The 25,196-nt window shown below is 64.3% G+C and carries 23 protein-coding genes; 10 read left to right on the top strand and 13 right to left on the bottom strand.

All coding sequences use genetic code 11. The features are described 5' to 3' along the window. Position 1 precedes the first annotated feature (1 nt). Positions 2-1,177, top strand: coding sequence for a 2Fe-2S iron-sulfur cluster-binding protein (locus G9Q80_RS03000; protein ID WP_088716517.1), 1,176 nt, complete (start codon positions 2-4; stop codon positions 1,175-1,177). A 35-nt stretch (positions 1,178-1,212) separates the two neighbouring features. On the opposite strand, the gene G9Q80_RS02995 is transcribed toward G9Q80_RS03000, so the two are convergent. The 3 genes from G9Q80_RS02995 to G9Q80_RS02985 are packed head-to-tail and all read right to left on the bottom strand — an operon-like array spanning position 1,213 to position 4,660. Next, on the bottom strand, positions 1,213-2,838 hold the full coding sequence (locus G9Q80_RS02995) for an ABC transporter ATP-binding protein (protein WP_043144441.1): 1,626 nt from the start codon (positions 2,836-2,838) through the stop codon (positions 1,213-1,215). 2 nt (positions 2,839-2,840) lie between these two features. Beyond that, positions 2,841-3,698, bottom strand: a complete 858-nt coding sequence (locus G9Q80_RS02990) for an ABC transporter permease (protein WP_043144440.1) — start codon at positions 3,696-3,698, stop codon at positions 2,841-2,843. Between the two features lie 5 nt (positions 3,699-3,703). Next, the gene (locus G9Q80_RS02985) at positions 3,704-4,660 is read right to left on the bottom strand and encodes an ABC transporter permease (RefSeq protein WP_043144439.1); all 957 of its coding nucleotides are present in this window, start codon (positions 4,658-4,660) and stop codon (positions 3,704-3,706) included. A gap of 136 nt (positions 4,661-4,796) precedes the next feature. Here G9Q80_RS02985 and hutC point away from each other — a divergent pair, with 136 nt between their 5' ends. After that, entirely contained in the window at positions 4,797-5,486 is a 690-nt protein-coding gene (hutC, locus tag G9Q80_RS02980; protein ID WP_043144438.1) for a histidine utilization transcriptional repressor HutC, read from the top strand. Positions 5,487-5,528: 42 nt separating this feature from the next. Here hutC and hutU read toward each other — a convergent pair whose 3' ends face one another. From hutU to hutI, 4 genes are read right to left on the bottom strand one after another with little or no spacing between them, the layout of a single operon-like run. After that, positions 5,529-7,193: a urocanate hydratase gene (gene hutU / locus G9Q80_RS02975; RefSeq protein ID WP_043144437.1), complete on the bottom strand. Its 1,665-nt coding sequence runs from the start codon at positions 7,191-7,193 to the stop codon at positions 5,529-5,531. Continuing rightward, positions 7,190-7,990 (bottom strand): N-formylglutamate deformylase, encoded by an 801-nt coding sequence (gene hutG / locus G9Q80_RS02970; protein ID WP_088716518.1) that lies wholly within the window; start codon positions 7,988-7,990, stop codon positions 7,190-7,192. Before hutG ends, hutU begins: the two co-directional genes overlap by 4 nt. After that, positions 7,987-9,525: a histidine ammonia-lyase gene (gene hutH, locus G9Q80_RS02965; protein WP_088670916.1), complete on the bottom strand. Its 1,539-nt coding sequence runs from the start codon at positions 9,523-9,525 to the stop codon at positions 7,987-7,989. Before hutH ends, hutG begins: the two co-directional genes overlap by 4 nt. After that, positions 9,522-10,730: an imidazolonepropionase gene (gene hutI, locus G9Q80_RS02960; RefSeq protein ID WP_088670915.1), complete on the bottom strand. Its 1,209-nt coding sequence runs from the start codon at positions 10,728-10,730 to the stop codon at positions 9,522-9,524. The genes hutH and hutI overlap by 4 nt, the downstream gene beginning before the upstream one ends. 48 nt (positions 10,731-10,778) lie before the next feature. Here hutI and G9Q80_RS02955 point away from each other — a divergent pair, with 48 nt between their 5' ends. Further along, complete coding sequence (locus tag G9Q80_RS02955; RefSeq protein ID WP_088670914.1) at positions 10,779-12,179, top strand: formimidoylglutamate deiminase; 1,401 nt, start codon at positions 10,779-10,781, stop codon at positions 12,177-12,179. A gap of 264 nt (positions 12,180-12,443) precedes the next feature. Here the strand turns inward: G9Q80_RS02955 and G9Q80_RS02950 are convergent, their stop codons facing one another. The 3 genes from G9Q80_RS02950 to G9Q80_RS02940 form a co-directional block, all read right to left on the bottom strand. Next, complete coding sequence (locus G9Q80_RS02950; protein ID WP_088716519.1) at positions 12,444-13,343, bottom strand: cupin domain-containing protein; 900 nt, start codon at positions 13,341-13,343, stop codon at positions 12,444-12,446. A gap of 8 nt (positions 13,344-13,351) precedes the next feature. Continuing rightward, positions 13,352-14,131, bottom strand: a complete 780-nt coding sequence (locus G9Q80_RS02945; protein WP_088670913.1) for an HpcH/HpaI aldolase family protein — start codon at positions 14,129-14,131, stop codon at positions 13,352-13,354. Positions 14,132-14,229: 98 nt separating this feature from the next. Further along, positions 14,230-15,006: a DNA-binding transcriptional regulator gene (locus tag G9Q80_RS02940; RefSeq protein WP_043144430.1), complete on the bottom strand. Its 777-nt coding sequence runs from the start codon at positions 15,004-15,006 to the stop codon at positions 14,230-14,232. 97 nt (positions 15,007-15,103) lie between these two features. Here G9Q80_RS02940 and G9Q80_RS02935 point away from each other — a divergent pair, with 97 nt between their 5' ends. The 6 genes from G9Q80_RS02935 to G9Q80_RS02910 are packed head-to-tail and all read left to right on the top strand — an operon-like array spanning position 15,104 to position 21,813. Continuing rightward, a complete protein-coding gene (locus tag G9Q80_RS02935) occupies positions 15,104-16,033 on the top strand; it encodes a DUF6282 family protein (protein WP_052244652.1) in 930 nt (309 codons plus the stop codon). Between the two features lie 60 nt (positions 16,034-16,093). Next, a complete protein-coding gene (locus G9Q80_RS02930) occupies positions 16,094-18,076 on the top strand; it encodes a TRAP transporter permease (RefSeq protein WP_088716520.1) in 1,983 nt (660 codons plus the stop codon). Positions 18,077-18,087: 11 nt separating this feature from the next. Next, on the top strand, positions 18,088-19,107 hold the full coding sequence (locus G9Q80_RS02925; RefSeq protein WP_088670912.1) for an NAD(P)H-quinone oxidoreductase: 1,020 nt from the start codon (positions 18,088-18,090) through the stop codon (positions 19,105-19,107). After that, complete coding sequence (locus tag G9Q80_RS02920) at positions 19,107-19,568, top strand: MaoC family dehydratase (RefSeq protein WP_088670911.1); 462 nt, start codon at positions 19,107-19,109, stop codon at positions 19,566-19,568. Before G9Q80_RS02925 ends, G9Q80_RS02920 begins: the two co-directional genes overlap by 1 nt. After that, positions 19,565-21,073, top strand: coding sequence for a class I adenylate-forming enzyme family protein (locus tag G9Q80_RS02915; protein WP_088716521.1), 1,509 nt, complete (start codon positions 19,565-19,567; stop codon positions 21,071-21,073). The genes G9Q80_RS02920 and G9Q80_RS02915 overlap by 4 nt, the downstream gene beginning before the upstream one ends. Further along, entirely contained in the window at positions 21,070-21,813 is a 744-nt protein-coding gene (locus tag G9Q80_RS02910) for an SDR family NAD(P)-dependent oxidoreductase (protein WP_088716522.1), read from the top strand. The genes G9Q80_RS02915 and G9Q80_RS02910 overlap by 4 nt, the downstream gene beginning before the upstream one ends. A 2-nt stretch (positions 21,814-21,815) precedes the next feature. Here G9Q80_RS02910 and G9Q80_RS02905 read toward each other — a convergent pair whose 3' ends face one another. From G9Q80_RS02905 to G9Q80_RS02895, 3 genes are read right to left on the bottom strand one after another with little or no spacing between them, the layout of a single operon-like run. Then, positions 21,816-22,265 (bottom strand): MaoC family dehydratase, encoded by a 450-nt coding sequence (locus G9Q80_RS02905; RefSeq protein WP_088672514.1) that lies wholly within the window; start codon positions 22,263-22,265, stop codon positions 21,816-21,818. A gap of 28 nt (positions 22,266-22,293) precedes the next feature. Then, on the bottom strand, positions 22,294-22,920 hold the full coding sequence (locus tag G9Q80_RS02900) for a fumarate hydratase C-terminal domain-containing protein (protein WP_043144424.1): 627 nt from the start codon (positions 22,918-22,920) through the stop codon (positions 22,294-22,296). After that, positions 22,913-23,782, bottom strand: coding sequence for a fumarate hydratase (locus G9Q80_RS02895; RefSeq protein ID WP_198544046.1), 870 nt, complete (start codon positions 23,780-23,782; stop codon positions 22,913-22,915). Before G9Q80_RS02895 ends, G9Q80_RS02900 begins: the two co-directional genes overlap by 8 nt. 158 nt (positions 23,783-23,940) lie before the next feature. On the opposite strand from G9Q80_RS02895, the gene G9Q80_RS02890 reads away from it, so the two are divergent. Further along, positions 23,941-24,987, top strand: coding sequence for an Ldh family oxidoreductase (locus G9Q80_RS02890; RefSeq protein ID WP_157903878.1), 1,047 nt, complete (start codon positions 23,941-23,943; stop codon positions 24,985-24,987). Positions 24,988-25,196: the final 209 nt, after the last annotated feature.

Raw genomic sequence — 25,196 nt, 5'->3', positions numbered from 1 at the left:
CATGGCTGATGCGTTCCGCAAATTCCGGGTCATCGCCCGGGTGCGTGAAAGCGAGATCATTACCTCGTTTCATCTAAAGCCAATCGACGGCGGCCCGCTCTGGCAGGCGCAGCCCGGGCAATACCTGACCCTACGGGTGCCGACCGACGAGGGATCGGTCCTCAAGACCTATTCGCTGTCGGGCGACGTGCAGCAGGACGATTTCCACCGCATCTCCGTCAAACGGGAATGCGCACCCGATGGCAGCGAGGTGCCGGACGGGGTCGGGTCGTGCTGGCTGCACGACCATGTTCAGGAAAGCGAGGAGATCGAGATCGCCCCGCCGCGCGGCGGCTTTGTCCTGGATCAGCAAAGCGAGCGTCCGGTTCTGCTGCTGGCTGGCGGTGTGGGGCTGACCCCGCTTCTGGCGATGGCAAAGGTGCTGGCCCGCAGCAAGCGGCGGGTCTGGATCTTCCATGCCTGCGAAAACGGCGATGTTCAGGCCCTGGGCGATGAGTTGCGCGCCCTTTCTGACGCTTCCGATGGCCGGATCACGTTGCATGTGGCGCATCGCCAGCCCACGGATCGCGACCGGGCAGAGCGCCGTTTCGACAGTGAGGGACTGATCGACAAGGTGCTGTTGCAATCGCTGCTGCCGCTGGACGACTACGAGGTCTACATGTGCGGGCCGACACCCTTCATGGTGGCGATGTACCGTTTATTGTCGGACCTCGGCATTGCCCGGTCCCGTGTGTCCTACGAATTCTTCGGCACCGCGACCTCGCTGGAAAAGATGGCGGCGGAACGAGCGCCTGCGGCAAAAGCGGCTGTCAGCGCGCCAAAGGCGCTTGCGAACCTGGTCAATCTGACCGATCCGGACGCTTGGGCCGTGACAGAAGCCACCGTGCCGATGGCCGCCGAAAGCGACGAAGCCCCGAAAGGCGCAAACACGGTCGTCTTCTCGAAATCCGGTGCATCCGCAGACATGGGCAGCGATACCCGGACCATTCTCGAACTGGCTGAGGAAGCCGGGCTCGAACCAGCGTTTTCCTGCCGTTCGGGCATCTGCAACACCTGCCGCTGCACCCTCGTGGAGGGCAAGGTGTCTTATGTCGAAGAGCCGCTGCAGGCCCCGGATGCGGGAGAAGTCCTGATCTGCTGTGCGCGGCCCGAAGGCCGCGTCGTCGTTGACATCTGAAGACCAGACAATCCGAAAGAACCGTCGCGCGGCCGTTACTCGGCCGCGCGTCTTTCGTTGAGGACACCGTCCAGCCAGTCCGGATCCATTTCGGGAACCGACGACAGCAGAAGTTCTGTATAGGGGTGGTGTGGCGGCTGGAACATCTCGTCCTTTGGACCTTGTTCGACGATCCGCCCCTTCTGCATCACGACAACCCAGTCGGCAATTGACCGAACGGTGGCGAGGTCGTGGGTGATGAACAGATAGGTCAGCCCCATTTCGCGCTGCAGCCGGTCGAGAAGGCGCAGGATGCCTTCGGCGACGATCTGGTCCAGCGCCGAAGTCACCTCATCGCAGATGATGAAGTCCGGCTCGGCAGCCAGTGCGCGCGCGATGCAGACCCGCTGTTTCTGGCCGCCGGACAGCTCCGATGGAAAGCGGTCGATGAAGGCGTCGGGGTCGAGTTCGATCAACGAGAGCAGCTCCCGGATGCGTGCTTCCTTGGCCGCGCCCTTCATGCCCAGGAAGAACTCCAGCGGGCGGCCAAGCACTTCGCGGATGCGATGCTTCGGGTTCAACGCGGTGTCGGCCATCTGGTGGATCATCTGGACCCGGCGCTGGACGTCCTTCGGCCGTTGGCGGTTGAGCGGAGGCAGCGCCGCGCCTTCCAGATCGACGTCGCCTGCATCGGGAGACAGCAAACCCATGATCACCCGGGCGAGGGTCGATTTGCCGGAGCCGCTCTCTCCGACGACGGCCATCGTCTGGCCGCGGTCGACGGCAAGGTCGATTCCTTCCAGGACCTTGTGCGTGCCATAGGACGCATCTACTCCGCGTATCTTCAGGATTGGGCCGGCTTCGGGAACCGGGGATTTCGGAGCGCGGCGGAAATCCCGGACGGCCCAGAGCGACCGCGTGTAGTCTTCACGCGGGTCAGAGAGCATCGCCCTTGTCTCGGCCTCTTCGACCTCGTCACCCCTGAGCAGCACTTTGACCCGGTCTGCCATTTGCGCGACCACGGCAAGGTCGTGCGTGATGTAGATCGCCGCTGTGTGATGTTCGCGAACCACCTTTCGGATGGCGGCCAGAACTTCGATCTGTGTGGTCACGTCCAGAGCTGTCGTCGGTTCGTCGAAGATGATCAGGTCCGGGCGACAGGACATGGCCATTGCGGTCATTGCCCGCTGCAACTGTCCGCCCGAGACCTGATGGGGATAGCGGAACCCGATTTCGTCCGGATTGGGCAATTGCATCTCGCGGTATAGCGCGATCGCATCGCGTTCGGCCTCCTGCCGGGACATGACATTGTGCTTTACCGGGGCTTCGCTGTATTGCCGGATCAGGCGGTATGCCGGGTTGAAGGCGGCCGCCGCGGATTGCGCCACATAGGCGATCCTCTTACCGCGCAACTGGCGCAGGCGTTCGGCGGGAGCGCCGACAAGCTCTTGCCCGTCGAGTTTCACCGATCCGCCGGCGATCCGGCAACCGGACTTGGTATAGCCCATGGCCGCGAGTCCCAGCGTGGATTTGCCCGCGCCGCTTTCCCCGATCAGGCCCAGGATCTCTCCGCGTTTCAGCGTCAGGCCGACCCCCTTGACGATGGGTTGCCAGTCGCCGCCCGAACGGCCCTCGATCTTCAGGTCGCGGATATCGAGCAAAAGGTCCGACGTGTCTGTCATGGTCAATCCTCCAGGCCGCTGGCCAGATGCAGCACCCAATCGACAATCAGGTTTACGGATACGGTCAGCAGCGCAATGGCGCCCGCGGGCAGCAGCGGCGCCAATCCGAAGGTGGCCGTCTGCCAAGTGGAAAAATCCGCGAACGAGATCAGCTTGGCGCTTTCGCGCACCATCGCGCCCCAGTCCGCGATAGGCGGTTGCAGCCCCAGTCCCAAAAAGGACAGGGCCGAGATGAACAGGAAGACAAAGCAGAACCGCAGCCCGAACTCGGCGATCAACGGTGCTGCGGCATTGGGCAGCACCTCGCGCCGTATGATCCAGAACAGCCCTTCACCGCGCATCCGGGCGACTTCGACATAGTCCATCGTCAGGATGCCCTGCGCCACTGCACGCGACAGGCGGTAGACGCGGGTGCTGTCCAACACCGCGATCACCAGGATAAGGGCAAAAACGGAGGTGCCCGTGATCGTCAGAACCAGTAGGGCGAAGATCAGCGCGGGGATGGCCATAAGCACATCGACCACGCGGCTTGCGATCATGTCGAACCAGCCGCCCAGGGTTGCCGCCAGCAATCCGAAGGTTGCGCCCAGCAGAAAGGCCAGCGCCGTGGTCAGAAGCGCGATGCCTACGGTGTTGCGCGCGCCATAGATCATTCGTGACAGTACATCCCGCCCCAGCGCATCCGTGCCCAGGTAATGGGGCGCCGCCCATGGGCTGTATTGCGGACCCACGACCTCAACCTCGGGGAAGGGCGCAAGCAGCGGTGCGAAAATTGCGGTCAGGGCGATCAGCGTGACGATCACGATCCCGATCCAAGCGGACAGCGGGGCGTCGCCCAGTCTGGTCATCAGCTTGGTCATGTCGGTTACCTCGGATGCAGAAGACGGGGGTTGGCGATAATCGACAGAATGTCGGCGGTCATGTTCAGCAGGATATAAGTGGCCGCGAAGATCAGGCAGGCCGCCTGCACGATCGGCACATCGCGGTTTGACACCGCATCCACGAGAAGCTGCCCGAGTCCCGGATAGACAAAAACCACTTCGACCAGAACGACACCCACCACCAAATAGGCAAGGTTCAGCGCGACGACGTTGATGATCGGTGCCACGGCGTTGGGGAGGGCATGCACCGCTATGACCCGCCAGCGCCGCATCCCCTTGAGATGCGCCATCTCGATATAGGGTAGGGCCAGAAGGTTGATGATCGCGGCGCGGGTCATGCGCATCATGTGCGCGACCACAATCAACGTCAGGGTCAGAGCGGGCAGAAAGGTGCGGTAGAGCCTTTCACCGAGCCCCGTAGACGCATCGACGTTGGCGAGACTGGGAAACCAGCCGAAGATGACTGAAAACAGCAGGACGAGGATGTAGGCCACGAAAAACTCGGGAAAGGAAATCGCGGCGAGAGTGGCTCCCGATACGCCTTTGTCGAAGGCCGAGTTTCGATAGAGTGCGGCCATCATCCCCAGCACGATCGCCAGCGGTACCGCGATCAACGCGGCATAGGCAGCCAGGAAAAAGGTGTTCCCGGCGCGTGCGGCAATCAGTTCGGAGATCGGACGCTGGTTGGCAAGGGACACGCCGAAATCGCCTTGCACCGCGTCACGCAGCCAATAGAGATAGCGCAGGTGGACCGGGTCGTTCAGGTTGAAGCGTTCCCGGAACGCGGCGATGGTTTCTTCCGTGGCGGACTGGCCAAGAGTTTCCGTCGCGATGTCTCCGGGCAGCAGTTCGATGGCTGAAAAGATCAGCACGCTCACGATCAGCAGCGTCAGAACACCCATGGCCAGACGGGACAGTATGATCTTCAGGATTGGCGACACGATCCGGTCCTATTGTCTACTCTTATTTCATTATGTATATCATTATCGAGGTCTACAGTAATCTGTATACCCGAAGATCAGATAGTTAGGTTGGTCTATTGGTTAGATTGGCTGAAGTGATAAAGGGGCATTGCCAATGACCGTGACCTTCAAGGATGTCAAAGCGGACCTTCTCGATCAAATCGCGCGTGGCGTGATGCGACCCGGCAGCCTGATGCCGAACGAGATGGACTTGGCGGAAAAATACGGCTGCGCCCGTGCCACGGTCAATCGAGCGATGCGCGAATTGGCGGACGAGGGCATCATCGAGCGCAAACGGAAGGCAGGCACGCGTGTCCGGATGGCACCGATCCGCCAGGCGAGGTTTTCGATTCCGATCGTACGCGAGGAAATCGAGGCGCAAGGAGCGGAATACCGCTATGCGCTGATCGACCGGACGCTGCAGGAGGTGCCGGACTGGTTGAGGGGGCGTTTGTCCTTGGCGCAGGGCCAGCAAGTGGTGCGTGTCGTTTGTATGCATTGGGCAGACGGGATCCCCTACCAGCACGAAGAGCGCTGGATAAACCCCGAAATCGTGCCCAGCGTGTTGACGGCGGATTTTTCGAAAAGCGGCCCGAATGAGTGGCTCTTGTCGGAGATTCCATTCTCCAATGCCGAGATCAGCTTCATGGCTATCGAAGCGACCCAGGATCTTGCCGATCACCTGGGCTGTTTTGCAGGCAATGCCTTGTTTCGCACCGAACGCACGACCTGGTTGCAGGGTGAGGCGATCACGCTGGTTCGGCTGACCCATCGGCGCGGCCACAGAATGACCACGAAGTACTGAGCATCGCCGCGATCGGCTGACCGCGGCGATGCGGGTTTGGCGTCAGAGGATGCCGGGCAGGTTCAGCCCGTGCTCCTTCGCGCAATCCTTGGCGATATCATAGCCTGCATCGGCGTGGCGCATGACGCCGGTGGCCGGATCGTTCCACAGCACGTTGGCAAGCCGGCGATCAGCGTCTTCGGAACCATCGCAACAGATCACCATGCCGGAATGCTGGCTGAAGCCCATACCGACTCCCCCGCCGTGGTGCAACGAAACCCATGTCGCGCCCGAAGCGGTATTCAGCAGCGCGTTCAGGAGCGGCCAGTCGGATACTGCGTCGCTGCCGTCCTTCATCGCCTCCGTCTCGCGGTTGGGCGAGGCGACCGAGCCGCTGTCGAGGTGGTCGCGGCCGATCACGACCGGGGCCTTCAGTTCGCCGTTGCGCACCATCTCGTTGAAGGCGAGACCCAGCTTGTGCCGCACACCCAGGCCAACCCAGCAGATCCGCGCGGGCAGACCCTGGAAGCTGATGCGTTCGCGCGCCATGTCAAGCCAGTTGTGCAGGTGCGGGTCATCCACCAGCTCTTTCACTTTGGCGTCGGTCTTGTAGATATCTTCCGGGTCACCCGACAGTGCGGCCCAACGGAACGGTCCGATGCCTTTGCAGAACAGCGGGCGAATATAGGCTGGGACGAAACCGGGGAAGGCAAAGGCGTTCTCCAGCCCTTCCTCCAGCGCCACCTGCCGAATGTTGTTGCCGTAATCCAGCGTCGGCACGCCGGCGTTCCAGAAGTCGACCATCGCCGCCACATGCACCTTCATGGATGCGCGCGCGGCCTTTTCCACGGCTTCCGGGTCGCTTTCCTGTTTTTGCCGCCATTCAGCGACGGTCCAGCCCTGCGGCAGGTAGCCGTGGATCGGGTCGTGGGCCGAGGTCTGGTCTGTCACGATATCGGGACGCACGCCACGCTTGACCAGCTCCGGAAAGACATCCGCCGCGTTGCCGATCAGGGCCACGGACTTGGCCTCGCCGGCCTTGGTCCATCGGTCGATCATCTCCAGCGCCTCATCGAGGCTGTGAGTCTTGGCATCCACATAGCGGGTGCGCAGGCGGAAATCGGCGCGGGTCTCGTCGCATTCAACGGCAAGACAGCAGGCCCCTGCCATGACGGCGGCAAGCGGCTGTGCGCCCCCCATGCCACCAAGGCCCCCGGTCAGGATCCAGCGCCCGGTCAGATTGCCGTCGTAGTGCTGACGCCCGGCCTCGACGAAGGTTTCATAGGTGCCCTGAACGATGCCCTGAGAGCCGATATAGATCCACGAGCCGGCGGTCATCTGACCGTACATTGCCAGGCCCTTCTTGTCCAACTCGTTGAAATGTTTCCAGTTTGCCCAGTTCGGAACGAGGTTCGAATTGGCGATGAGGACGCGGGGCGCATCCTTGTGGGTGCGAAAGACGCCAACAGGCTTGCCGGATTGAACCAGAAGCGTCTGATCGTCCTCCAGATCCTTGAGGCTGGCGACGATCATGTCAAAATCCGCCCAGGTGCGCGCAGCGCGGCCGATCCCGCCATAGACCACCAGTTCGTGCGGGTTTTCCGCCACGTCGGGGTGCAGGTTGTTCATAAGCATCCGCATCGGCGCTTCGGTCAGCCAGCTTTTCGCGGTGATCTCGGGGCCGGTGGCGGGAAAGACGTCGCGGATGTTGTGACGAGGATTGGTCATCGTTTGCCTCCAAGGGTCGGGGCCAGATCGGCCAGTGATGTCAGAATTTCGGACAGGGGAACGCGAAGCTTTTCGGCCTTGGCCGGGTCGAGACTCCAGGGCGGGGCTTCTGCGGTCAGGTGCGTTGATTGCGCCAGTTCCATCTGAATGGCGTGATAGCCGTCTGCGGGGCGGCCGTAGTGCCGCGTGGTCCAGCCGCCCTTGAACCGTCCGTTGAGGACCGAGGTGTAGCCTTCCGCACGATCGCAGATGCCCGTCACCGCGGCTTCGATGGACGGATCGCAAGTTACGCCCGAATTCGTCCCGATGTTGAAGTCCGGCAGGATCCCGTCGAACAGGAAGGGGATGTGGCTGCGGATCGAATGGCAATCGTAGAGGATTGCAACACCATGTTCGGCGCGTACCCGGTCCAGTTCGGCCTGCAAGGCGGCGTGGTACGGCGCGTGGAACGCCAGCCGCCGAGCCTCGATGTCGGCTTCGGAAGGTTCCATGTGCCAGATCGACTGCCCGTCAAAATCGGTCAGCGGCACGAGGCCGGTGGTGTTCTGACCGGGATACAGGCTCTGCCCAGAGGGATCGCGGTTGGCGTCGATGACATAGCGGTGGAAAGTGGCACGCACAGTGGTGACGCCGGGAAGCAGGTCGTCGTAGAGCGTGTGGATATGCCAATCCGTGTCGTCCAGACCGCGTCCGCGGTCGTTCAGACTCTTCAGCACGTCGTCCGGCACCCAGGTTCCGGTATGCGGCAGGCCAAGGACGATGGGGCCTGCGCCGCGGGTGATCTCGACGGGGGTCATGCGCCCAACTCCGGCATTGTCGTTTGCGCAGCTTGTTGCAAGGCGCCGGAGCGCACCAGATCGGCTGCGCGTTCCAGGTCGGGGGCCATGTAACGGTCGTCGGTCAGTGCTGGGACGGTCTGGCGCAACCGATCCAGCACCGCCGTCAGCGGAGCGCTCGTCCGCAAAGGGGCACGGAATTCGATGCCCTGACCGGCACACAGCAGTTCGACGCCCAGGATGCGGTCGAGGTTGGCAACCATCCGACCGAGCCGCACCGCGCCATGAGCCGCCATGCTGACATGATCTTCCTGGTTGGCCGACGTCGGGGTCGAATCTGTTACGCACGGATTGGCGAGATGCTTGTTCTCGCTCATCAGGGCGGCCGTCGTCACCTCGGCGATCATCAGGCCCGAGTTCAGCCCCGGATTCGGCGTCAGGAACGGCGGCAGGTCGAAGCTCAGCGTCGGGTCCACGATCAGCGCGATGCGACGCTGTGCGATGGCCCCGATCTCGGCCACCGCGAGCGCGATCATATCGGCTGCAAAGCCAACCGGCTCGGCATGGAAATTTCCGCCCGACACGATCAGCCCGGCCTCGGTCAGCACAAGTGGGTTATCGGTTGCGGCGTTGGCCTCGATTTCCAACGTGCGTCCGGCCATGCGCAGCATGTCCATGGCGGCACCCGTCACCTGCGGTTGGCAGCGAATGCAATAGGGGTCCTGCACGCGGGTGTCGCCTTCGCGGTGACTCTCGCGGATCTCGGAGTTTTCGAGAAGCGCACGCATGGTTGCCGCCGCCTCGATCTGTCCGGAATGGCCGCGCAGGGTGTGGATCTCTGGTTGCAGAGGTGCGGTCGACCCCATGATCGCATCCGTGGACATGGCCGAGGTCACAAGCGCGGCTTGCATCGCCCGCCAGGCGTCGAACAGCCCTGCCAGCGCAAAGGCGGTGGAAAACTGTGTGCCGTTGATCAGCGCCAGCCCTTCCTTGGCCCCCAGTTCCACCGGGGTCAGCCCGGCGCGCTTCAGCGCCTCGCCACCGGCCAGGGTCTCTCCCTCGTATTCGGCTTCGGCATGGCCCATCATGACGGCGGCCATATGGGCGAGGGGCGCCAGATCGCCCGAGGCCCCGACAGAGCCTTGGGTCGGAATCACCGGTGTGACGCCGCGCGCCAGCATTTCTTCGATCAGCGTGATCAGTTCCGGCCGCACGCCCGAGGCGCCGCGCCCGAGGGACAGCAGCTTGAGTGCCATCATCAACCGCGCGTGGCGCCGCGAGATCGGAGCACCGACGCCGCAGCAATGCGACAGGATCAGGTTCCGTTGCAGGGTCGCGGTATCCGATGCCGCTATCTTGACAGAGGCGAGCTTGCCGAAACCGGTGTTCACGCCATAGACCGCCTCGTCGCCATTGGCCGCCGCGTCGATCCGTGCCGCGGCGCGCGCGACGCCGGCGTGGCAGGTCGGATCGAGCCGCACGCTGGCTTCATCGTGGTAGACCCGGGCCAAGTCGACCAAGGTCGCGACTCCGGGGGTCAGGGTCATGCTTGTCATGCAAGGTCTCCGAAAATGCGGGAATGCAGTGGGTTGAAACCGATGCGATAGGAAAGCTCTGCGGGATGCGCGATATCCCACACCGCCAGTTCGGCGCGTTGCCCCGCCGTGATGGTCCCCACATCGGAAAGCCCCAGCGCCCGGGCGGCGTTTACCGTGGCGCCGCGCAGCGCCTCTTCCGGTGTCAGGCGGAACAATGTGCAGCCCATATTCAGGGTCAGCAGCAAGGACGTCAGCGGCGAGGAGCCGGGGTTGGCGTCGGTGGCCAGGGCGATGGGAACATGATGATCGCGCAGGGCCTGCACCGGCGGCATCTGTGTTTCGTGAAGCGTGTAGAAGGCGCCGGGCAGCAGCACTGCGACCGTACCGGCCTTGGCCATTGCGGCCACGCCGGCTTCGTCGAGATATTCTATGTGATCGGCAGACAGTGCGCCGTAGCCTGCCGCCATCGCCGCACCACCAAGGTTGGACAGCTGTTCGGCATGGAGTTTCACGGGGATATTCAATGTTTGGGCGACATCGAAAACGCGCGCGATCTGCGCGGGCGAGAAGGCAATGCCTTCGCAGAACCCATCGACCGCATCGACAAGCCCCTCGGCATGGGCGTCCCGCAATGCAGGGATACAGACCTCGTCGATATAGGCATCGGCGCGGTCCATGTACTCTGCGGGGACGGCGTGGGCGCCCAGGAAAGATGTCTTTACCCGCACCGGTCGATTGGCCATGACCGCACGCGCCACCCGCAGCATCCGGAGTTCCGTTTCGACATCCAGCCCGTAGCCCGACTTGATCTCGAGCGTGGTCACCCCTTCGGCGATCAACGTATCGACCCGGCGCAGGGCATCTTGCAGCAAGGCGTCTTCGCTAGCCTCCCGGGTGGCCTTGACGGTGGAAACGATGCCACCCCCGGCGCGCGCGACCTCTTCGTAGCTTGCTCCGTTCAGACGCATCTCGAATTCCGCAGCACGGTTGCCACCGTGCACAAGATGCGTGTGGCAGTCGATCAACCCCGGTGTAACCAGCCGCCCGCCCATGTCGACGGCCTTGGCCCCGGCCAGCTCTGACGGCAGGTCGCCACGCGGCCCGACCCAGCGGATGCGCCCACCTTCAAGCGCGATGGCAGCATCCTGGATCAATCCATAGGGGGCGTCGCCGACCAGCGTGGCGGCGGTCAGGTTGGTCATCAGCTTGGTTGCTTCAGTCATCCGGGATACCTCCAAATTCTGCTTTTCTCCTAGCGTTGCCCCGTTTATATGTCTAGACATAAAATATATAAGCGTGGAGATAAGGTCGTGATACATGCAAAGCAGGCGCTCCTGGCTGAGGGCTGGGCTACTGATGTCCGGTTGACTGTCGAAGGCGGGACAATTGTCCGGGTGGAGACAGAGGTGCGGCCCGAAGCCGATGACTCCTGCGTCGACACGCTTTTGCCTGCGCTCGCCAACCTGCACAGCCATGCCTTCCAGCGTGCCATGGCGGGGATGACGGAATTCCGACAGGCGGGGCGCGACAGCTTCTGGACATGGCGCGACCTGATGTATCGCTTCATGGACCGCATGACGCCCGACCAGATCGAGGCCATCGCCGCGCAGGTCCACGTCGAGATGCTGGAAGCCGGTTATGCCAGCGTGGGCGAGTTCCACTATGTTCACCACCAGCCCGGCGGCGCACCCTACGACAATATCGCCGAGCTGTCGGAGCGGATCTTCGCCGCGGCCTCCCGCACCGGGATCGGTCTCACACACCTGCCCGTGCTGTACACATTCGGTGGTGCGGGGCAGGTGGAGCTGGCGGCCGGACAGCGACGCTTCGGCAACGACGTCGACAGGTTCCTGCGCCTGACGGAACGCGCCGCAACCGCCCTTCGCGGCCTGCCCACCGACGCGCGGATCGGCATCGCGCCCCATTCTCTGCGCGCCACCTGTCCCGAGGACCTGGCCCGTGTCGTCGGAGTGCACGGTCAGGGGCCGATCCATATCCACATCGCCGAACAGCCGCGCGAAGTCAGCGACATCGAGGCCTGGCTTGGCGCGCGGCCGGTGGCCTGGCTGCTCGACAACCAGCCGGTCGATGAACGCTGGTGCCTGATCCACGCGACCCATATGACTTCGGCCGAGACGCGGGACATGGCCGCGACGCATGCCGTCGCGGGGCTTTGCCCAATTACGGAGGCCAACCTCGGAGACGGGCCGTTTAACGGCCCGGAGTACATCGCGGCCGGTGGCCGCTTCGGAATTGGCTCGGACTCCAATATCAACATCTCGCTGACAGAGGAGTTGCGCACGCTGGAATACTCGCAGCGGCTGCGCGACACAGGCCGCAACGTGATGATCGCCGGACAGGGCTCGGTCGGAGAGTTCCTCTACCAAAGCGCGGCCCGGGGTGGAGCGCAGGCCCTGGACCGCAACGGCGGAGAGATCGCCCCCGGTCGCATTGCCGACCTCGTGGCGGTCGACAGCCAGCGCCCGGCGTTGTGCACCCTGTCGCGGCACGCCCTGATCGACGGCCTCGCCTTCGCCGCAAAGGATGACGTCGTCACCGATGTCTGGTCCGCAGGACGACACATGGTCACGGAAGGACAGCACCGAGAACGGGACGCGATCTTTGCGGGCTACCGCGCGGCAGTCCAACAGTTGCTGGACAGCCTGGCCTGACGGGCACGACGCCCTGGCGGAACGTCAATTCTGCCGACGGACCGGTCACGAAGCCGATGAGGAAGGTAACTAACGAGTAGTCCGCTTCTTGGCGAAGAATCCGAAGACGGAAAGGCGACGCGTCCCATTGCATCGAGGGATCAAGTCAGACGGACAGCGATCCGTGCCGCCCGTGGGCTGCTTTGGTATTTGCCAGATGCCGGCGCCGATCGGAAAGCCAGGGTCGATTGCGCGGGGCGCAACACGTCCCTGGCGAACGCTGTGTCAGGCGTCTTGGTCGACCGGGTAATCCGCGGCGTTGAGCACCCAACCCGGTTTGGCGCTGAAATCCTCGCGCGGCGGGCAGAAGACATCGATGAGCTTGTTGGTCCCGGCACCGCAGGCGCGGCTCGTGTGGATGACGGGCGGCGGGATGACCAGAGCCGAGGGCGCGCCGACGTGATGGGTCTTGTCCTCGCGCCAGTCGGCCATGTCGGTTGTCCAAGGCCAGCGCAGGTGATGATCGTACTCTCCTTCGATCAGGATCGAGAACTGTTCGAAATCGTCGTGGTGGTGCGGCGACATCTTGGACGGATCACGCGGGCCATCGTAGGGGTATAGCATGTTCAGCATGAAGGTGGTGCAGCGGAAGATGCGCCCAAAGCGACCGTCCTCGGCAGGCACGTCATAGGAATAGGTGCGCAGGGTCAGGCCTTCGGGCGGTTCCGGCCAGGGGGCGAAGTCGGGCACATGGGTCCGGGGCGTATCATAGGCGTGCGCATTGGGGCAGAGATCGACGAGATCCTGCGACCGGGTGGTGAAGAGCCGGTATACTGGTCCGCCCTCGGGCAGGGTGATCGCGCTGTCGCCCGGCGGTATCATGGCAAGGCTCAGGGGCGCGACGCGGGCGGAAGTGTCTGCCTCGATCGCCGCGCCGGCGGTGGGGAAGATCGCGACGTATTCGTCGGCCTGGCCGGTACGCCGCAACGTGGCGCCGGGCTGTGCCTCGGTATAGGCCAGGACGAAGTTGTGGCCGCGCAGGAACCAGGTCTTGCCCGTCTCGTCGTTGATCTGCGGCTCCTCTTGGTAGAAGAGGCCGAGTTGTTCCTCGGCGATCAGGCCGGTCTTCGGCTTGGCCGAAGCGGAAGAGGCGAGGGTCGAACGGGGGTCTTTCTTGTCGTACATGTCGGGCCTCAGGTGCTTGCAAGGGCGGCGCGGGCCTCTTCGAGGCCCTGTGCCGCAGCGGATTTCAGAAGGGTCTGGTCGGAAGAGGTGATGAAGGCGGTCGCTCCCTGCGCCGCGAGCGACCGCATGTCGGAGGCGCTGGAGGACATCACGCAGATTGCCTTGCCGGCGCGGCGGGCGGCGTCGGTGATCATGCCCACGGCCTCCACCACGGGGGCGGCGGTTCCGGAGCTTTGGCCCATGGCGACGGTCAGGTCGCCGCGCCCGATGAAGATACCGTCGAGGCCATCGACCGCCATGATTTCGTCCAGGTGATCGAGGGCGGCGACATCCTCGATCATCGCAATGACCGTGACGCGGGCGTCCTGAGCCTCGGTATGCGCCTGCATCCGGGCGCCGCCGAACCCGCCGGCGCGCGTCGTCGGGGAATACCCTCGGGCGCCCCCCGCGTAGCGGGCGGCAGAAACCACGGCTCGCGCCTTGTCGGCCGAGTCGACATGCGGGACCAGAACGCCGTCAGCGCCGCAGTCGAGCACGCTGAGGATCATTTCTGGCGCCGGTCCCTGCACCCGAACAAGGGCGGCGATGTCCCAGGCCTTGCAGGCGAGGATGATGCGGTCCGTGCTCTCGCGGGAGAAGGGCGCGTGTTCCTCGTCCACCACCACAAAGTCATAGCCCGCCGCGCCAAGGATCTCGGCCGGTTGGGTGTTGGCGATCTTCAGGAAGCTCCCGATCAGGGTTTCGCCGTTCAGGAAGGCATCCCTGAATCTTGTTTTCGGTGAGTTCACAGCCTGTCCTCCGTCTGCGTTTTGCGCGGTTTTTCCACGTTGCCCGCACGCGGACAAACGCGCGGCGGGCCGGTTCCGACAGGCGAAACGGTGGCAGGTCAGGGGGCGGCGCTGAGGCGGACGAGATCGCGGGTGATTTCCTCGGAGGTGCGCTGCAGAATCGGTGCGTAGCGGGCGCAGGCGTCGGCCTGGGCCTTGAAGGCAGAGGTGAAATAGGTGAGCCCGAGGCTCGCGATGATGCGACCGCCCGCGGTGAAAATCGGCACAGCGATGGTGTTGGAGTTCTGCGGCTCCACCCCGGCAGAGCGCGTGGCGTAGCCCTGTGCCCGCACGGTCTCGATCAGGTTCATCAGTTCCTTGGGGTGATGCACCAGCGCGTTCTCGGGGTCGTTGGAATTGCGCAGCATGTCGAAGATGAGATCGCGCTCTTCTTCCGGGGCGAAGGCGAGGTAGGCCAGCCCCATGCCCCGGGTGATCAGCGGCAACCGCATGTTCACGGTGGTGTGGAACGGCGACATCGAACTGTCAGGCACCGTGCTGAAGCGCACGACCACCGCGTCGCGGTCCAGCACAGAAATGGAAACCGGCCAGTGGTGCTTGCGCGTGAGCGCGATTGCCCAGGAGCGTCCGGCTTCGACGATCAACGGCTCCTTGTGATAGCCCGAACTGAGCGAACTCACGAGAGCGCTGACCTGGTAGCCGCCGATCCGCTTGTCATTTTCGACATAACCGGCCTCCTCGAGCGTCTTGAGGATCCGCACAAGCGTCGGCTTGGGGAGCCCGGTCTTTTCATGCAGGCGGGCGATCGAGGAATGCGGCTGCATGTTCATCTCCTGCAGGACCTGCAGAGCCCGCTCGATGGATCTGATCCCCATGCACCCCTCCATTTCGCCTGTCGGAATGCACGGGATAGTCGAGTTGAGGCAGAATGAGGTCAAGCCCTAATGTCGCCGGAACATTTGGAGGATAAACATGTCTGAAGAAAATCGCGCTCGAGTACGCGCCCTGATCGCAGAAATCGACGATTCCGTGGTGGACGGGCTCATGAAAGGGGCTCTGGACCTGCACGTCCATTCCGGTCCATCGACAATGGAGCGGCAGCTGGACCACTTCGAGGCCGTCGAGCAGGCCGCAGAGGCTGGAATGCGCGGCATCTTGTTCAAGGACCACCACTATTCCGTGGCGCCGTTCATTCCGATCATGAACCGGGTGCTGGGGCACCACGGCGTCGCCATGTACGGCGGACTGGTCCTGAACAATTCGACGGGCGGTCTCGATCCCTTCGTGGTCGATGCACAGCTCAAGATGGGCGCCAAGCTGATCTGGATGCCGACTGCGCAATCCGCCAACCACATCCGCAGTTCGCGCCGGAAGAGCAGGCTTGCCACCAACGTCGCGCTGAAGAAGTCGCCCGGCATCACAGTCGTCGATGCCTATGGCGAGCTGCTCGACGTGGTGAAGGAAATCCTCGACTCTATCGCCGAGGCGGATGCGATCCTGTCCTCCGGCCATCTCCACATCTCCGAGATCTGGACCCTCTTCACAGAGGCGAAGAAGCGAGGCGTGAAGCGCCTGCTGATCAATCACCCGATGTACGGGCTGCATTTCACCTACGACGACATCCGCGAACTGGCAGAGTTTGGCGCGGTGATCGAACAGTCCGCCTGTCTCTACATCGACAGCCGGTTCAACGTCTATTCCCCGGAAGAGCTGAAGGAGCACATCGACGCGGCCGGTCCCGCGCATACCTCCATCGGTTCGGACCTCGGGCAAGTCGACAACCCGACTCCGGTCGAAGGGATGCGCCAGGCGATCAAACTGTGCCTCGCGCTTGGATACAGCGAGGACGAGGTTCGTGGCATGGTGAACCACAACCCTGCAAAGCTTGTCGGACTGGACTGACCCGGCAAGGGCCGGGACTTGATTTAAACGCCCGCAGACTGACTGCGGTGGAGGAGCACCATGAGCGATATCGAAGAACAGGCCGCCCGGTTCGAGGCAGGCCCAAGGAAACTTGATGCCATCCCCCGACTCGTGGTGCGCGTTCTGGCCACCACACTCACGTTGCTGGCGGTGAACCAGACCTTCAACCTGGGGTTTTTCATCGACTACACCATCGTGGACCTCAGGTTCTACTACATGGTCATCGCGCTTGGCCTGTTCTGCACCTTCCTGCTGTATCCGGCGAGCCAGAAGCACCGGCGCGAAAACCCGCCCTGGCATGATTGGGTCCTGGCGGTCGCCGTGCTGGTGGTCTGCGGCTATTTCATCGGCAACACCATGTCGATCCTGCTGCGGGGCTGGGAAATGTCACCGCCTCCGACCGCGATCTACTTCGCCCTGGCGCTTTGGGCGCTGGTGCTCGAAGCGGGCCGCCGTGCAGCGGGCTGGCCGCTGGCCATCGTCGTGGGCGTGATGTCCTTTTACCCGATCTACACCGAGTACCTGCCAGCCGCGATCGCGGGCTTCGCATCGCCGCTGTCCTATACGGCGGCCTATCACGCCATGGGTTCCGAGAGCATCCTCGGCATCCCGATGCGGACCTTTGCCAACCTCATCATCGGCTTCCTGATCTTCGGCGCAGCATTGCAGCGGACTGGGGCAGGGGCGTTCTTCATGGACCTGTCCTTTGCCCTGCTGGGCCGGGTACGGGGCGGGCCGGCCAAGGTGTCGATCTTCTCCAGCGGGCTCATGGGGTCGATGAGCGGCAGCGTCATCACCAACGTGCTGACGACCGGCGTCATGACAATCCCGGCCATGAAGCGCATCGGCATCCGCGGCACGTTTGCCGCCGGTGTGGAAACCTGCGCTTCCACCGGGGGTACACTGATGCCACCTGTCATGGGCGCGACGGCCTTCGTCATGGCGTCGATCATGAACGTGCCCTACGCCAATATCGCGCTGGCCGCGATCATTCCCTCGGCGCTCTATTTCTTCGGGCTCTTCGTACAGATCGATTCCATGGCCGCGAAGGAAAACCTGTCGGGCATGAAGGAAGAGGACCTGCCGAAGCTGGGCAAGACGATCAAGGAGGGTTGGTATTACATCTTCGCCTTTGCCGTTCTGATCTACATGCTGCTGGTCCTGCGCCGCGAAGCGTTGGCGCCCTATTACGCCACGCCGCTGCTGATCCTGCTCAACCAGGTCTTCTCGAAAAAGCACCGGTGGACCTGGTCAGCCTTTGGCCAATTCCTTGACGACCTCGGGTCGCTCTTTGCCAATCTCGTCGCGATCCTTGCGGCGGTCGGGCTGATCATCGGCGCATTGTCGATGACGGGTGTAGCGGCGACACTGGTGAACGACCTGCTGCGGATCGCAGATGGCAATTCGCTCCTGCTGCTGATCATGGGCGCGCTGACCGGGCTGATCCTCGGCATCGGCATGACCTCGACCGCGGCCTATATCTTCCTCGCGATCCTGCTGGCGCCCGCGCTGATCCGGGTCGGGCTGGATCCGATCGCGGTGCATATGTTCATCTTCTACTGGGGTATGTTGTCCTTCATCACGCCGCCGGTGGCGCTCGGCGCCTTTGCCGCGGCGTCGATCGCCAAGACACCGCCGATGAAGACCGGCTTCGAGGCCATGCGCCTGGGCAGCGTGATCTACTTCATCCCCTTCTTCTTCGTCTTCGATCCCGCGCTTGTGGGGCAGGGGACCGCGGGCGAGATCGCGTCCTCCCTGGCTCTGGCGGTGGTGGGTATCGCGCTCTTCGCCTGTGCGATGCAAGGCTATGTGCCCGTGGTCGGCGCCCTGTTCCGGAAAGCCTGGTACGGCCTGCCGCTGCGGATCGTCCTGCTGCTGGCTGCGATCCTGATAGCCCTGCCTGCTGACGGGATCCCGGGCTGGAACGATCTGGAGCTTCTGCTGGCGGCGCTCGTCCTCGCGGTCCCGGTGCTGGGCTTGGCCGCCGTCATGAACCGAAACGCCGCGCGTGGAACGACATGAGGAGCGTCGGGATGAAACAGGTCGAAATCCGTGGTGCCGGTGGCCCCGAGGTACTGCATTTCGCCGAAGCGCCCCGGCCCGAGGCGGGCCCGGGCGAGGTCCTCGTGCGGGTTGTCGCGGCCAGTGTGAACCGGCCGGACGTCCAGCAGAGGCGCGGGCTCTATCCGCCGCCGCCCGATGCCTCGCCTATCCCGGGCCTGGACATTGCCGGCACCGTCGCCGCGGTCGGGGACGGGGTCACGCGGCTGGCCGTGGGGGACCCGGTCTGTGCGCTGACCAACGGCGGCGGCTACGCCGAATACTGCGCGGTCCAGGAAGGCCAGTGCATGCGCATCCCGGCCGGGCTGAGCTACATCGAGGCGGCTTCGCTCCCCGAGGCCTATTTCACCGCCTGGAACAACGTGATGTGGCGCGGTGCCTTGGCCGGGGGGGAAACCCTGTTCGTGCAGGGCGGCACCAGCGGCGTCGGCATGGCCGCGATCCAGATGGCACGGGTCCTGCGCGGAGCGCGGGTCTTTGCCACGGCCGGGAATGACGAAAAGCGTCAGGTCTGCCGCGACATCGGGGCCGAGGAGGCCGTGGACTACCGCGGCGCCTGGGACGACAAGATCCGCGACCTGACGGGCGGCGAGGGGGTAGACGTCATCCTGGATGCCCAGGCCGGGCCGTATACGCAGCGCCAACTCGACCTGCTGCGCATGGACGGTCGGGTCGTCCTGATCGCCAGCCACCAGGGCGAGACAGCCGAGGTCAACGTGCGCCAACTTGTGCGGCGGCGCCTGACCCTTACCGGATCGACCATCCGTCCCGAACCTGCCGCCTACAAGGCCCGGCTTGCCCGGGCGCTCGAGGCCGAGGTCTGGCCGCTGCTGGAGAGCGGCGCCATCACCACCCGCATTCACCAGGTATTCGCGTTCGGCGACGTGCGTGACGCGCACGGTGTCCTCGACCGCAACGAACAGATCGGCAAGGTCGTCCTGGCCGTCGACCCGGCCAAGGCCGAAACTCATCCCGTGAAAGGACAGAACTGATGCGCACCGTCGATCACGCCCGTGACCTGGCCGACCTGGCCGGCACCGAGCTTGGAAAATCGGACTGGGTCACGATCACCCAGCAGATGATCACCGACTTCGCCGACCTGACCGGGGATGATCACTGGATCCACGTCGACACCGCCCGCGCCGCGCGCGAGATGCCGGGCGGCCGGACCATTGCCCACGGGCTTATGGTATTGTCGCTGGTTCCGGGTCTTCAGCGCCAGGTCTTTTCGATCCGGAACCGGGGGAAGGGGCTGAACTACGGCTACGACCGCATCCGGTTCATCGCGCCGATCCCGGTCGACAGCCGCGTCCGGCTGGTACAGAGCCTGGTCGAGGCCACCCCCCACAAGGCCGGCACGCGGATCGTGACCGAGGCAGAGATTCAGATCGAAAACCTGGACCGTCCCGCCATAGTGGCCCGCAATGTTCTTCTGATCGAGGACCCGGCATGAGCGACGCCATGGATACCACCGGCGAAGGCGGGCTGATGATCCAGCTCCTGGACCACGGGACGACCCGGCCGGATGACGAGGCCCTGATCGTGGGGGAAACGGTCCTCGGCTGGAAGGACCTGCGCGACCGAGTCCTGAGCGTCGCGGCCATGCTGGACGAGGCCACGCCCGCCGGTAGCCGGATCGCCCTCCTGGGGGATGTGAGCCCCGATCTCGTCATCGACTATCTTGCAATCGTCGCCAGCGGACGCTGTGCCGTGCCGCTGCAGACGAGCGCCCACCCGGACGCACAGCTGGGAATGCTGTCCGACTGTGACCCGGCCGCTCTGATCGCCGATCCGGCCTATGCGGATCAGTTGAAACACGGGCTTTCGAGGGAACTGCCGGTTCTGCCGACAGTTCAGGACGCCACCACGGCGACAATGGAACCGATGCTCGCAGACCCCGATGCGGCGTTCAACATCATCTACAGCTCCGGCACCACCGGGCGGCCCAAGGGGATCGTCCAGTCGCACCGGATGCGCTTTCGCCAGACGGCGCGCAACCAGTTCGGCCTCTCCGCCGCGAGCACGCAGTTGCTGGCCACGCCTCTCTATTCCAACACGACCCTGATGCCGATGCTCGCGACGCTGTTTCACGGCGGCCGGGTGGTGATGATGCCGAAGTTCAATGCCTCCGGGTATCTCGACCTTGCCGAACGGTTCCGGGCTACACACACAATGCTGGTGCCGGTCCAGTACCAGCGAATCCTGGCGGAGCCGAGTTTCGGCGAGCGTGACCTCTCGTCCTTCGAGTTGAAGCAGAGCACCGGCGCCCCTCTGGCCGCCGCCGACAAGTTGCGGCTTGTGCGGGACTGGCCCGGCAAGTTCCTTGAGGTTTACGGCCTGACCGAAGGCGGCTGTACCTGCATCCTCGACGTGACGGCGCACCCCGACAAGGCCGGGACCGTCGGGCGCCCCGCGGCCAACAATGATGTCCGCATCATCGACGAGGCCGGTCAGGACGTGCCCCTTGGCGAGCGCGGCGAGATCATCGGCCGGTCGCCGATGATGATGACCGAGTATTTCCGTCGTCCCGATGTGACCGCCGATTTTCAGTGGCGCGATGCCGATGGCACGCTCTATCACCGGACCGGGGACATCGGGGTCTTCGACGCCGATGGGTTCCTCACGCTTGTCGATCGCAAGAAGGACATGATCATCTCGGGCGGGTTCAACATCTATGCTTCGGATCTGGAAGAGCAGCTTCTGGCCCATCCCGACGTGGCCGAGGCCGCGGTCGTCGCCATGCCGAGCGCGAAGTGGGGGGAAACGCCCCTCGGTTTCGTGACCCTGAAACCGGGGGCGACGGCCGATGCGGACGCGATTCTTGACTGGGCCAACGCGCAGCTTGGCAAGATGCAGCGTCTGTCCGCCGTCGAGATCATCGTTGCGCTGCCCCGCAACGCGGTCGGCAAGGTGCTGAAGCAGGAACTCAAACGCCGGATCGAAGAGAAGACAGCATGACGGACAGCCCGCGCCAAATCGCGTTGATCACTGGCGGCAGCCGGGGCATCGGACGCGCCACCGCCCTGCGTCTGGCCCGGTTGGGAATGCTTGTGATCGTCGGCTATCACGCCAACAAGGCCGCCGCCGAAGAGACCGTGGCCGCGCTCCAGGGCGAGGGCCATGTGGCCTGCCGGATCTCGATCGAAGACGCGGATTCCATCGCCCAGGCCCGTGACTTGGTGGCCGGGCGGTTCGGTCGGCTGGACGTGCTCGTCAATTCCGGAGGAAGAACGAAACCGGTGCCGCTGAACGATCTCGACGGTCTCGATGATGCGCTGTTCGACAGCATTGTGCAGGTGAACCTGCGCGGACCCTTCTCGGTGATCCGGGCGTTCCGATCTCTGATGGAAAAGAGCGGCGATGCGGTGATCGTCAACGTCTCGTCCATCGCGGCCAAGACCGGCGTGGGCAGTAACCTGGCCTATTGCGCCGCCAAAGGCGGCCTCGACACGCTCACCACCGGGCTTGCCAAGGTGCTGGGCCCGACGATCCGCGTCGTTTCGGTCTCCCCCGCCGGGGTGGACACGGACTTCGTCGCGGGACGCAGCCGGGCGCAACTGGAAGCGATGGCCGACAAGACGCCCCTGCGCAAGGTCACCTCACCCGAGGACGTGGCGCTGGCCATTGAGGGGGCGATCACGCATCTCACCAGCAGCACGGGCATCGCCCTCATCGTGGATGAGGGCCGACACCTCTGAACTCAGGCCTTGGATCGGCAAGCGACCTGACCGAGCGACACCAGCGTCATCACCACCTCGCCATCCTGGTTCGCCATGGAAACCTGAGTGCGGATCGTGCCCCACTCGGGCCGCTTCTCTGAGCGCTCCAGACCGATCACCTCCCGCGTGACGGTGAGCGTGTCGCCCGGCCGGACCGGGCGGCGCCAGCGCAGCGACTCGATCCCCATGCCGACGACCGGCGTGTCCCCGTAGCCGCCGCTTTCCACAAACAACCGCATCGACAGCGCGGCGACCTGCCAGCCGCTGGCGATCACCGACCCGAATCGGCCGTTTGCCGCTGCTTCCGGGTCGGTATGGATCGGCTGCGGGTCGTAGGCCTTGGCATAGTCGATAATCTCCGCCTCGGTCATGGTGACAGGTGTGCTCTGCCACGTTTCGCCGATCTCGAAGTCCTCGAAATACCGTTTCATGTGCTCTGCCTTTATCCGTGTGTGAGTGTCATTCCGGCGGTTGGCGTTCCGCCGCGAGTTTCTGCAGAATCCCCGGCAACCGAGTACGGGCCGTGTCCTGCAATGTCGCGTAGAGGCTGTTGCCGTGCGCGTCGATCGCCACGGTCACCGGGCCGAAACCCTCAAGGCGGAACCGTGCCAGCCGGAACTGTTCGATCAGGTCGTCCCAATGGGTCGACAGGCGTTCGACCGCGCCTTCGGACAGGAGCGGCGACGCCCCGCCGGGCATCGAGAAATAGACCCCGCCGACTTCGCGCAACGCATCGACGCAGCCCTGACCCATGCCGCCCTTGCCGCCTGTCGCCGTCAGGCCGAGGCCGCGGATGATATCGGGCATGAAGGCGTCGAACCGGGTCGAGGTGGTCGGATTGACGTAGTTCGGCAGCCAGCGGCCACCCTCTTCGCGGCAGGAACTGCCCATGTGAAATAAGGTGCCGCCCCGCAGATCGTCGGGCAGGGCCCCCGGAACGCCCAGCCCCTCGACCATGCGCTTGTGGGTCGGGAACCCGGCCGTCGTGCGCACCGTGCCGTCCAGCCAGACGATCTGGCCGACTTCGAGGCTGCGGGCCTGCTCGGGCGTCAGCGGCAGGGTCAGGCGGAGCGGCGCATCACTCAAGACGTGTCACCTCGCCATCGGCGGATATGCGCACCGTCGTACGGCGGTTGATCCAGCAGTTGAAACAAACGGCGACCGGCACGAAACCGTGGCCGTGGGCGTAGTCGACATGCACCGCCAGCGCCGTGGTATCCCCGCCCGTGCCCATGGGACCGAAGCCGGTCTTGTTGACGGCGGCAAGAAGGCGGGCCTCCATCTCGCGGATCATGGGATCGTCATGGTCCGACCCGACGGGTCTCAGCGTCGCGCGCTTGGCCATCTTGGCGGCGTGATCGAAGGATCCGCCGATCCCCATGCCGATGATCACCGGCGGACAATGCTGCGAACCGGCGGTGAGCACGCAGTCCATGAAATAGGCCTCGATCTCGTCAATCGTGGGATAACTGAAGACCTTGAGATCCGCCCATCGACCCGATCCCAGCGCCTTGGGCGAGCAGGTGATGTCCATATAGTCGGCGCCATCCACCACGTCGAAGGACAGCACGGGCATGTCGCGCCCCACATAGCTACGTTCCAGCGTCAGCGGGTGCGTGATGAACTGCAGGATCGGCGGGTCGAGGCTGTCAACGAGGTCGGCGAAGCCGTCGACGAAGGCCCGCCGCACATCCCCATCTAGGGTCAGGCGCGTGCCGATCTTGATGAAATAGGTGGGAAAACCCGCGTCGGAACAGGCGTGACGGTTCTTCGCCTCTGCCGTCCGGGCCGCCGCCTGCAGGAAGGCCAGCGTTTCGCGCGAGGCGGGGTGGCTTTCCGTCTTCTCGGCGCGGGCGAGCGCGGCCATCGTGTCGTCGGGCACCTTCATGAGGGACCAGCCGTAAAGGTCGCGGGCCACGGAGCGCAGGATGTCGTAAGTGATGGCCAAGACTGTCTCCTCTTCGCAGAGTCTGTAACCGGCCTTGGTCGGGGCAATCCAACCTGCTGGGCGCGCATTTCGACAGGCGAAACAACTTTCGGCGTGTGGTTACGGCCCGGGACGAGGCGCGCAAGATGTCGTGCGGCGAAATAGAATGGGAGGGGCCGATGCCGGGCGACAGGATCGAGACCAGCGCGGCAGAGTTGCAGCGGTTCACCGAGGAGCTTTTTCTGGGGGCCGGGGTCGAGGCCGCGGCTGCGCGCCTTGTCGCCGAGGCCCTGGTCGAGGCAGAGTTGCAAGGGGTCGCGACCCACGGCTTGTTGCAGGTCCCGGTCTATCTCCGGCGCATCGCGGCCGGAACGATCTCGCGCGGCGCGCGGATCGCGCCCGTGCATCGCAGTGCGGCGGTCAGCGTCTATGACGGTGGCCTGGTTCTGGGGCATGTCGCGGCGGATCAAGTCCTGACCGACCTGCAGGCGCGCACCCGCCGGTTCGGTGTCGCCGTTTCCGCCGTGCACACGGCCACCCATTTCGGCGTCGCAGGCCGCTATGCCCGCCAGTTGGCCGCGGCGGAACTCCTCGGCATCGTCATGTGCAACACCCGCCCCATGTTGCCCGTGCCGGGGGGCGAACGGCCCGTGGTGGGGAACAACCCGCTTGCCATCGCCGTGCCCTGTGCCGGGCGGGCCCCGATTGTGCTGGACATGGCGATGAGCGCGACTTCGATGGGACGGGTCAGGCTGGCCGCGGCCCGGGGTGAAACTCTGCCCGAAGGGATGGCCCTCGATCCCCGGGGACAGCCCACGACCGACCCCAAAGAGGCAATCCGCGGCATTCTGCTACCTGCTGCAGGGGCCAAGGGATTCGGCCTTGCGCTGATGATAGATTTCCTTTGTGCGCTGGCGGGCGGCAAGGCCGGGCAGGAGGTCCGTTCGGTCTACACCGATCTTGCGACCCCCGCGGATTGCTCCTGGCTTTTCCTGGCGCTCGATCCATCACATTTCGGTCTGTCCGCCGATTACGCGGACCGGGTGGCCGAGTTGGTCGCCGGTCTCGGGGCGGCGGATCTGCCGGGTGATCGCAAGCTGCGGGCCGAAACCGCGGCGCAGGACCGCATTTCCCTGCCTGCCGCCCTCGTGACCGAACTGGAGAACCTTGCGCAGGAGCGGGCCGGCGCGCCCGCGCCGCGCCTGTCCCGGACCAGCGCATTGTGAGATTTTTTCGCAACCGGAATGACGTCGCTCCCAATCGCTGGCACGCTGTCATGAGGCAGCTTCCGAGGTACGACGGCCCTGGTCAATCATCGGCTACGAGGATGAAGACCAGGCAAACGGGTTCGTTCGGGGGCATGCCCATTGATCCGGCCGGGCTTGTGCAGTCCGCCGATTCGGCCCGCGCCCCTGTCATTGCCAAACGGCCGTTT

The sequence above is a fragment of the Mameliella sp. LZ-28 genome (assembly GCF_012274245.1).
Classification (GTDB): Bacteria; Pseudomonadota; Alphaproteobacteria; order Rhodobacterales; family Rhodobacteraceae; genus Antarctobacter; species Antarctobacter albus.
The sequence above is the reverse complement of the archived record's forward strand: the minus strand, read 5'-3'. Positions and strand labels throughout refer to the sequence as shown.

Bases quoted from the DNA above. Each gene is read 5' to 3' on its own strand.
- G9Q80_RS02935 (WP_052244652.1), top strand. From the start codon at position 15,104: ATGTCTGAAGAAAATCGCGCTCGAGTACGCGCCCTGATCGCAGAAATC.
- G9Q80_RS02890 (WP_157903878.1), top strand. From the start codon at position 23,941: ATGCCGGGCGACAGGATCGAGACCAGCGCGGCAGAGTTGCAGCGGTTC.
- G9Q80_RS03000 (WP_088716517.1), top strand. From the start codon at position 2: ATGGCTGATGCGTTCCGCAAATTCCGGGTCATCGCCCGGGTGCGTGAA.
- hutG (WP_088716518.1), bottom strand. From the start codon at position 7,990: ATGACCCCCGTCGAGATCACCCGCGGCGCAGGCCCCATCGTCCTTGGC.
- G9Q80_RS02905 (WP_088672514.1), bottom strand. From the start codon at position 22,265: ATGAAACGGTATTTCGAGGACTTCGAGATCGGCGAAACGTGGCAGAGC.
- G9Q80_RS02920 (WP_088670911.1), top strand. From the start codon at position 19,107: ATGCGCACCGTCGATCACGCCCGTGACCTGGCCGACCTGGCCGGCACC.
- hutI (WP_088670915.1), bottom strand. From the start codon at position 10,730: ATGACTGAAGCAACCAAGCTGATGACCAACCTGACCGCCGCCACGCTG.
- G9Q80_RS02990 (WP_043144440.1), bottom strand. From the start codon at position 3,698: ATGACCAAGCTGATGACCAGACTGGGCGACGCCCCGCTGTCCGCTTGG.
- G9Q80_RS02910 (WP_088716522.1), top strand. From the start codon at position 21,070: ATGACGGACAGCCCGCGCCAAATCGCGTTGATCACTGGCGGCAGCCGG.
- hutC (WP_043144438.1), top strand. From the start codon at position 4,797: ATGACCGTGACCTTCAAGGATGTCAAAGCGGACCTTCTCGATCAAATC.
- G9Q80_RS02925 (WP_088670912.1), top strand. From the start codon at position 18,088: ATGAAACAGGTCGAAATCCGTGGTGCCGGTGGCCCCGAGGTACTGCAT.
- G9Q80_RS02940 (WP_043144430.1), bottom strand. From the start codon at position 15,006: ATGGGGATCAGATCCATCGAGCGGGCTCTGCAGGTCCTGCAGGAGATG.
- hutH (WP_088670916.1), bottom strand. From the start codon at position 9,525: ATGACAAGCATGACCCTGACCCCCGGAGTCGCGACCTTGGTCGACTTG.
- G9Q80_RS02950 (WP_088716519.1), bottom strand. From the start codon at position 13,343: ATGTACGACAAGAAAGACCCCCGTTCGACCCTCGCCTCTTCCGCTTCG.
- G9Q80_RS02995 (WP_043144441.1), bottom strand. From the start codon at position 2,838: ATGACAGACACGTCGGACCTTTTGCTCGATATCCGCGACCTGAAGATC.
- G9Q80_RS02955 (WP_088670914.1), top strand. From the start codon at position 10,779: ATGTCTAGACATAAAATATATAAGCGTGGAGATAAGGTCGTGATACAT.
- G9Q80_RS02915 (WP_088716521.1), top strand. From the start codon at position 19,565: ATGAGCGACGCCATGGATACCACCGGCGAAGGCGGGCTGATGATCCAG.
- G9Q80_RS02930 (WP_088716520.1), top strand. From the start codon at position 16,094: ATGAGCGATATCGAAGAACAGGCCGCCCGGTTCGAGGCAGGCCCAAGG.
- hutU (WP_043144437.1), bottom strand. From the start codon at position 7,193: ATGACCAATCCTCGTCACAACATCCGCGACGTCTTTCCCGCCACCGGC.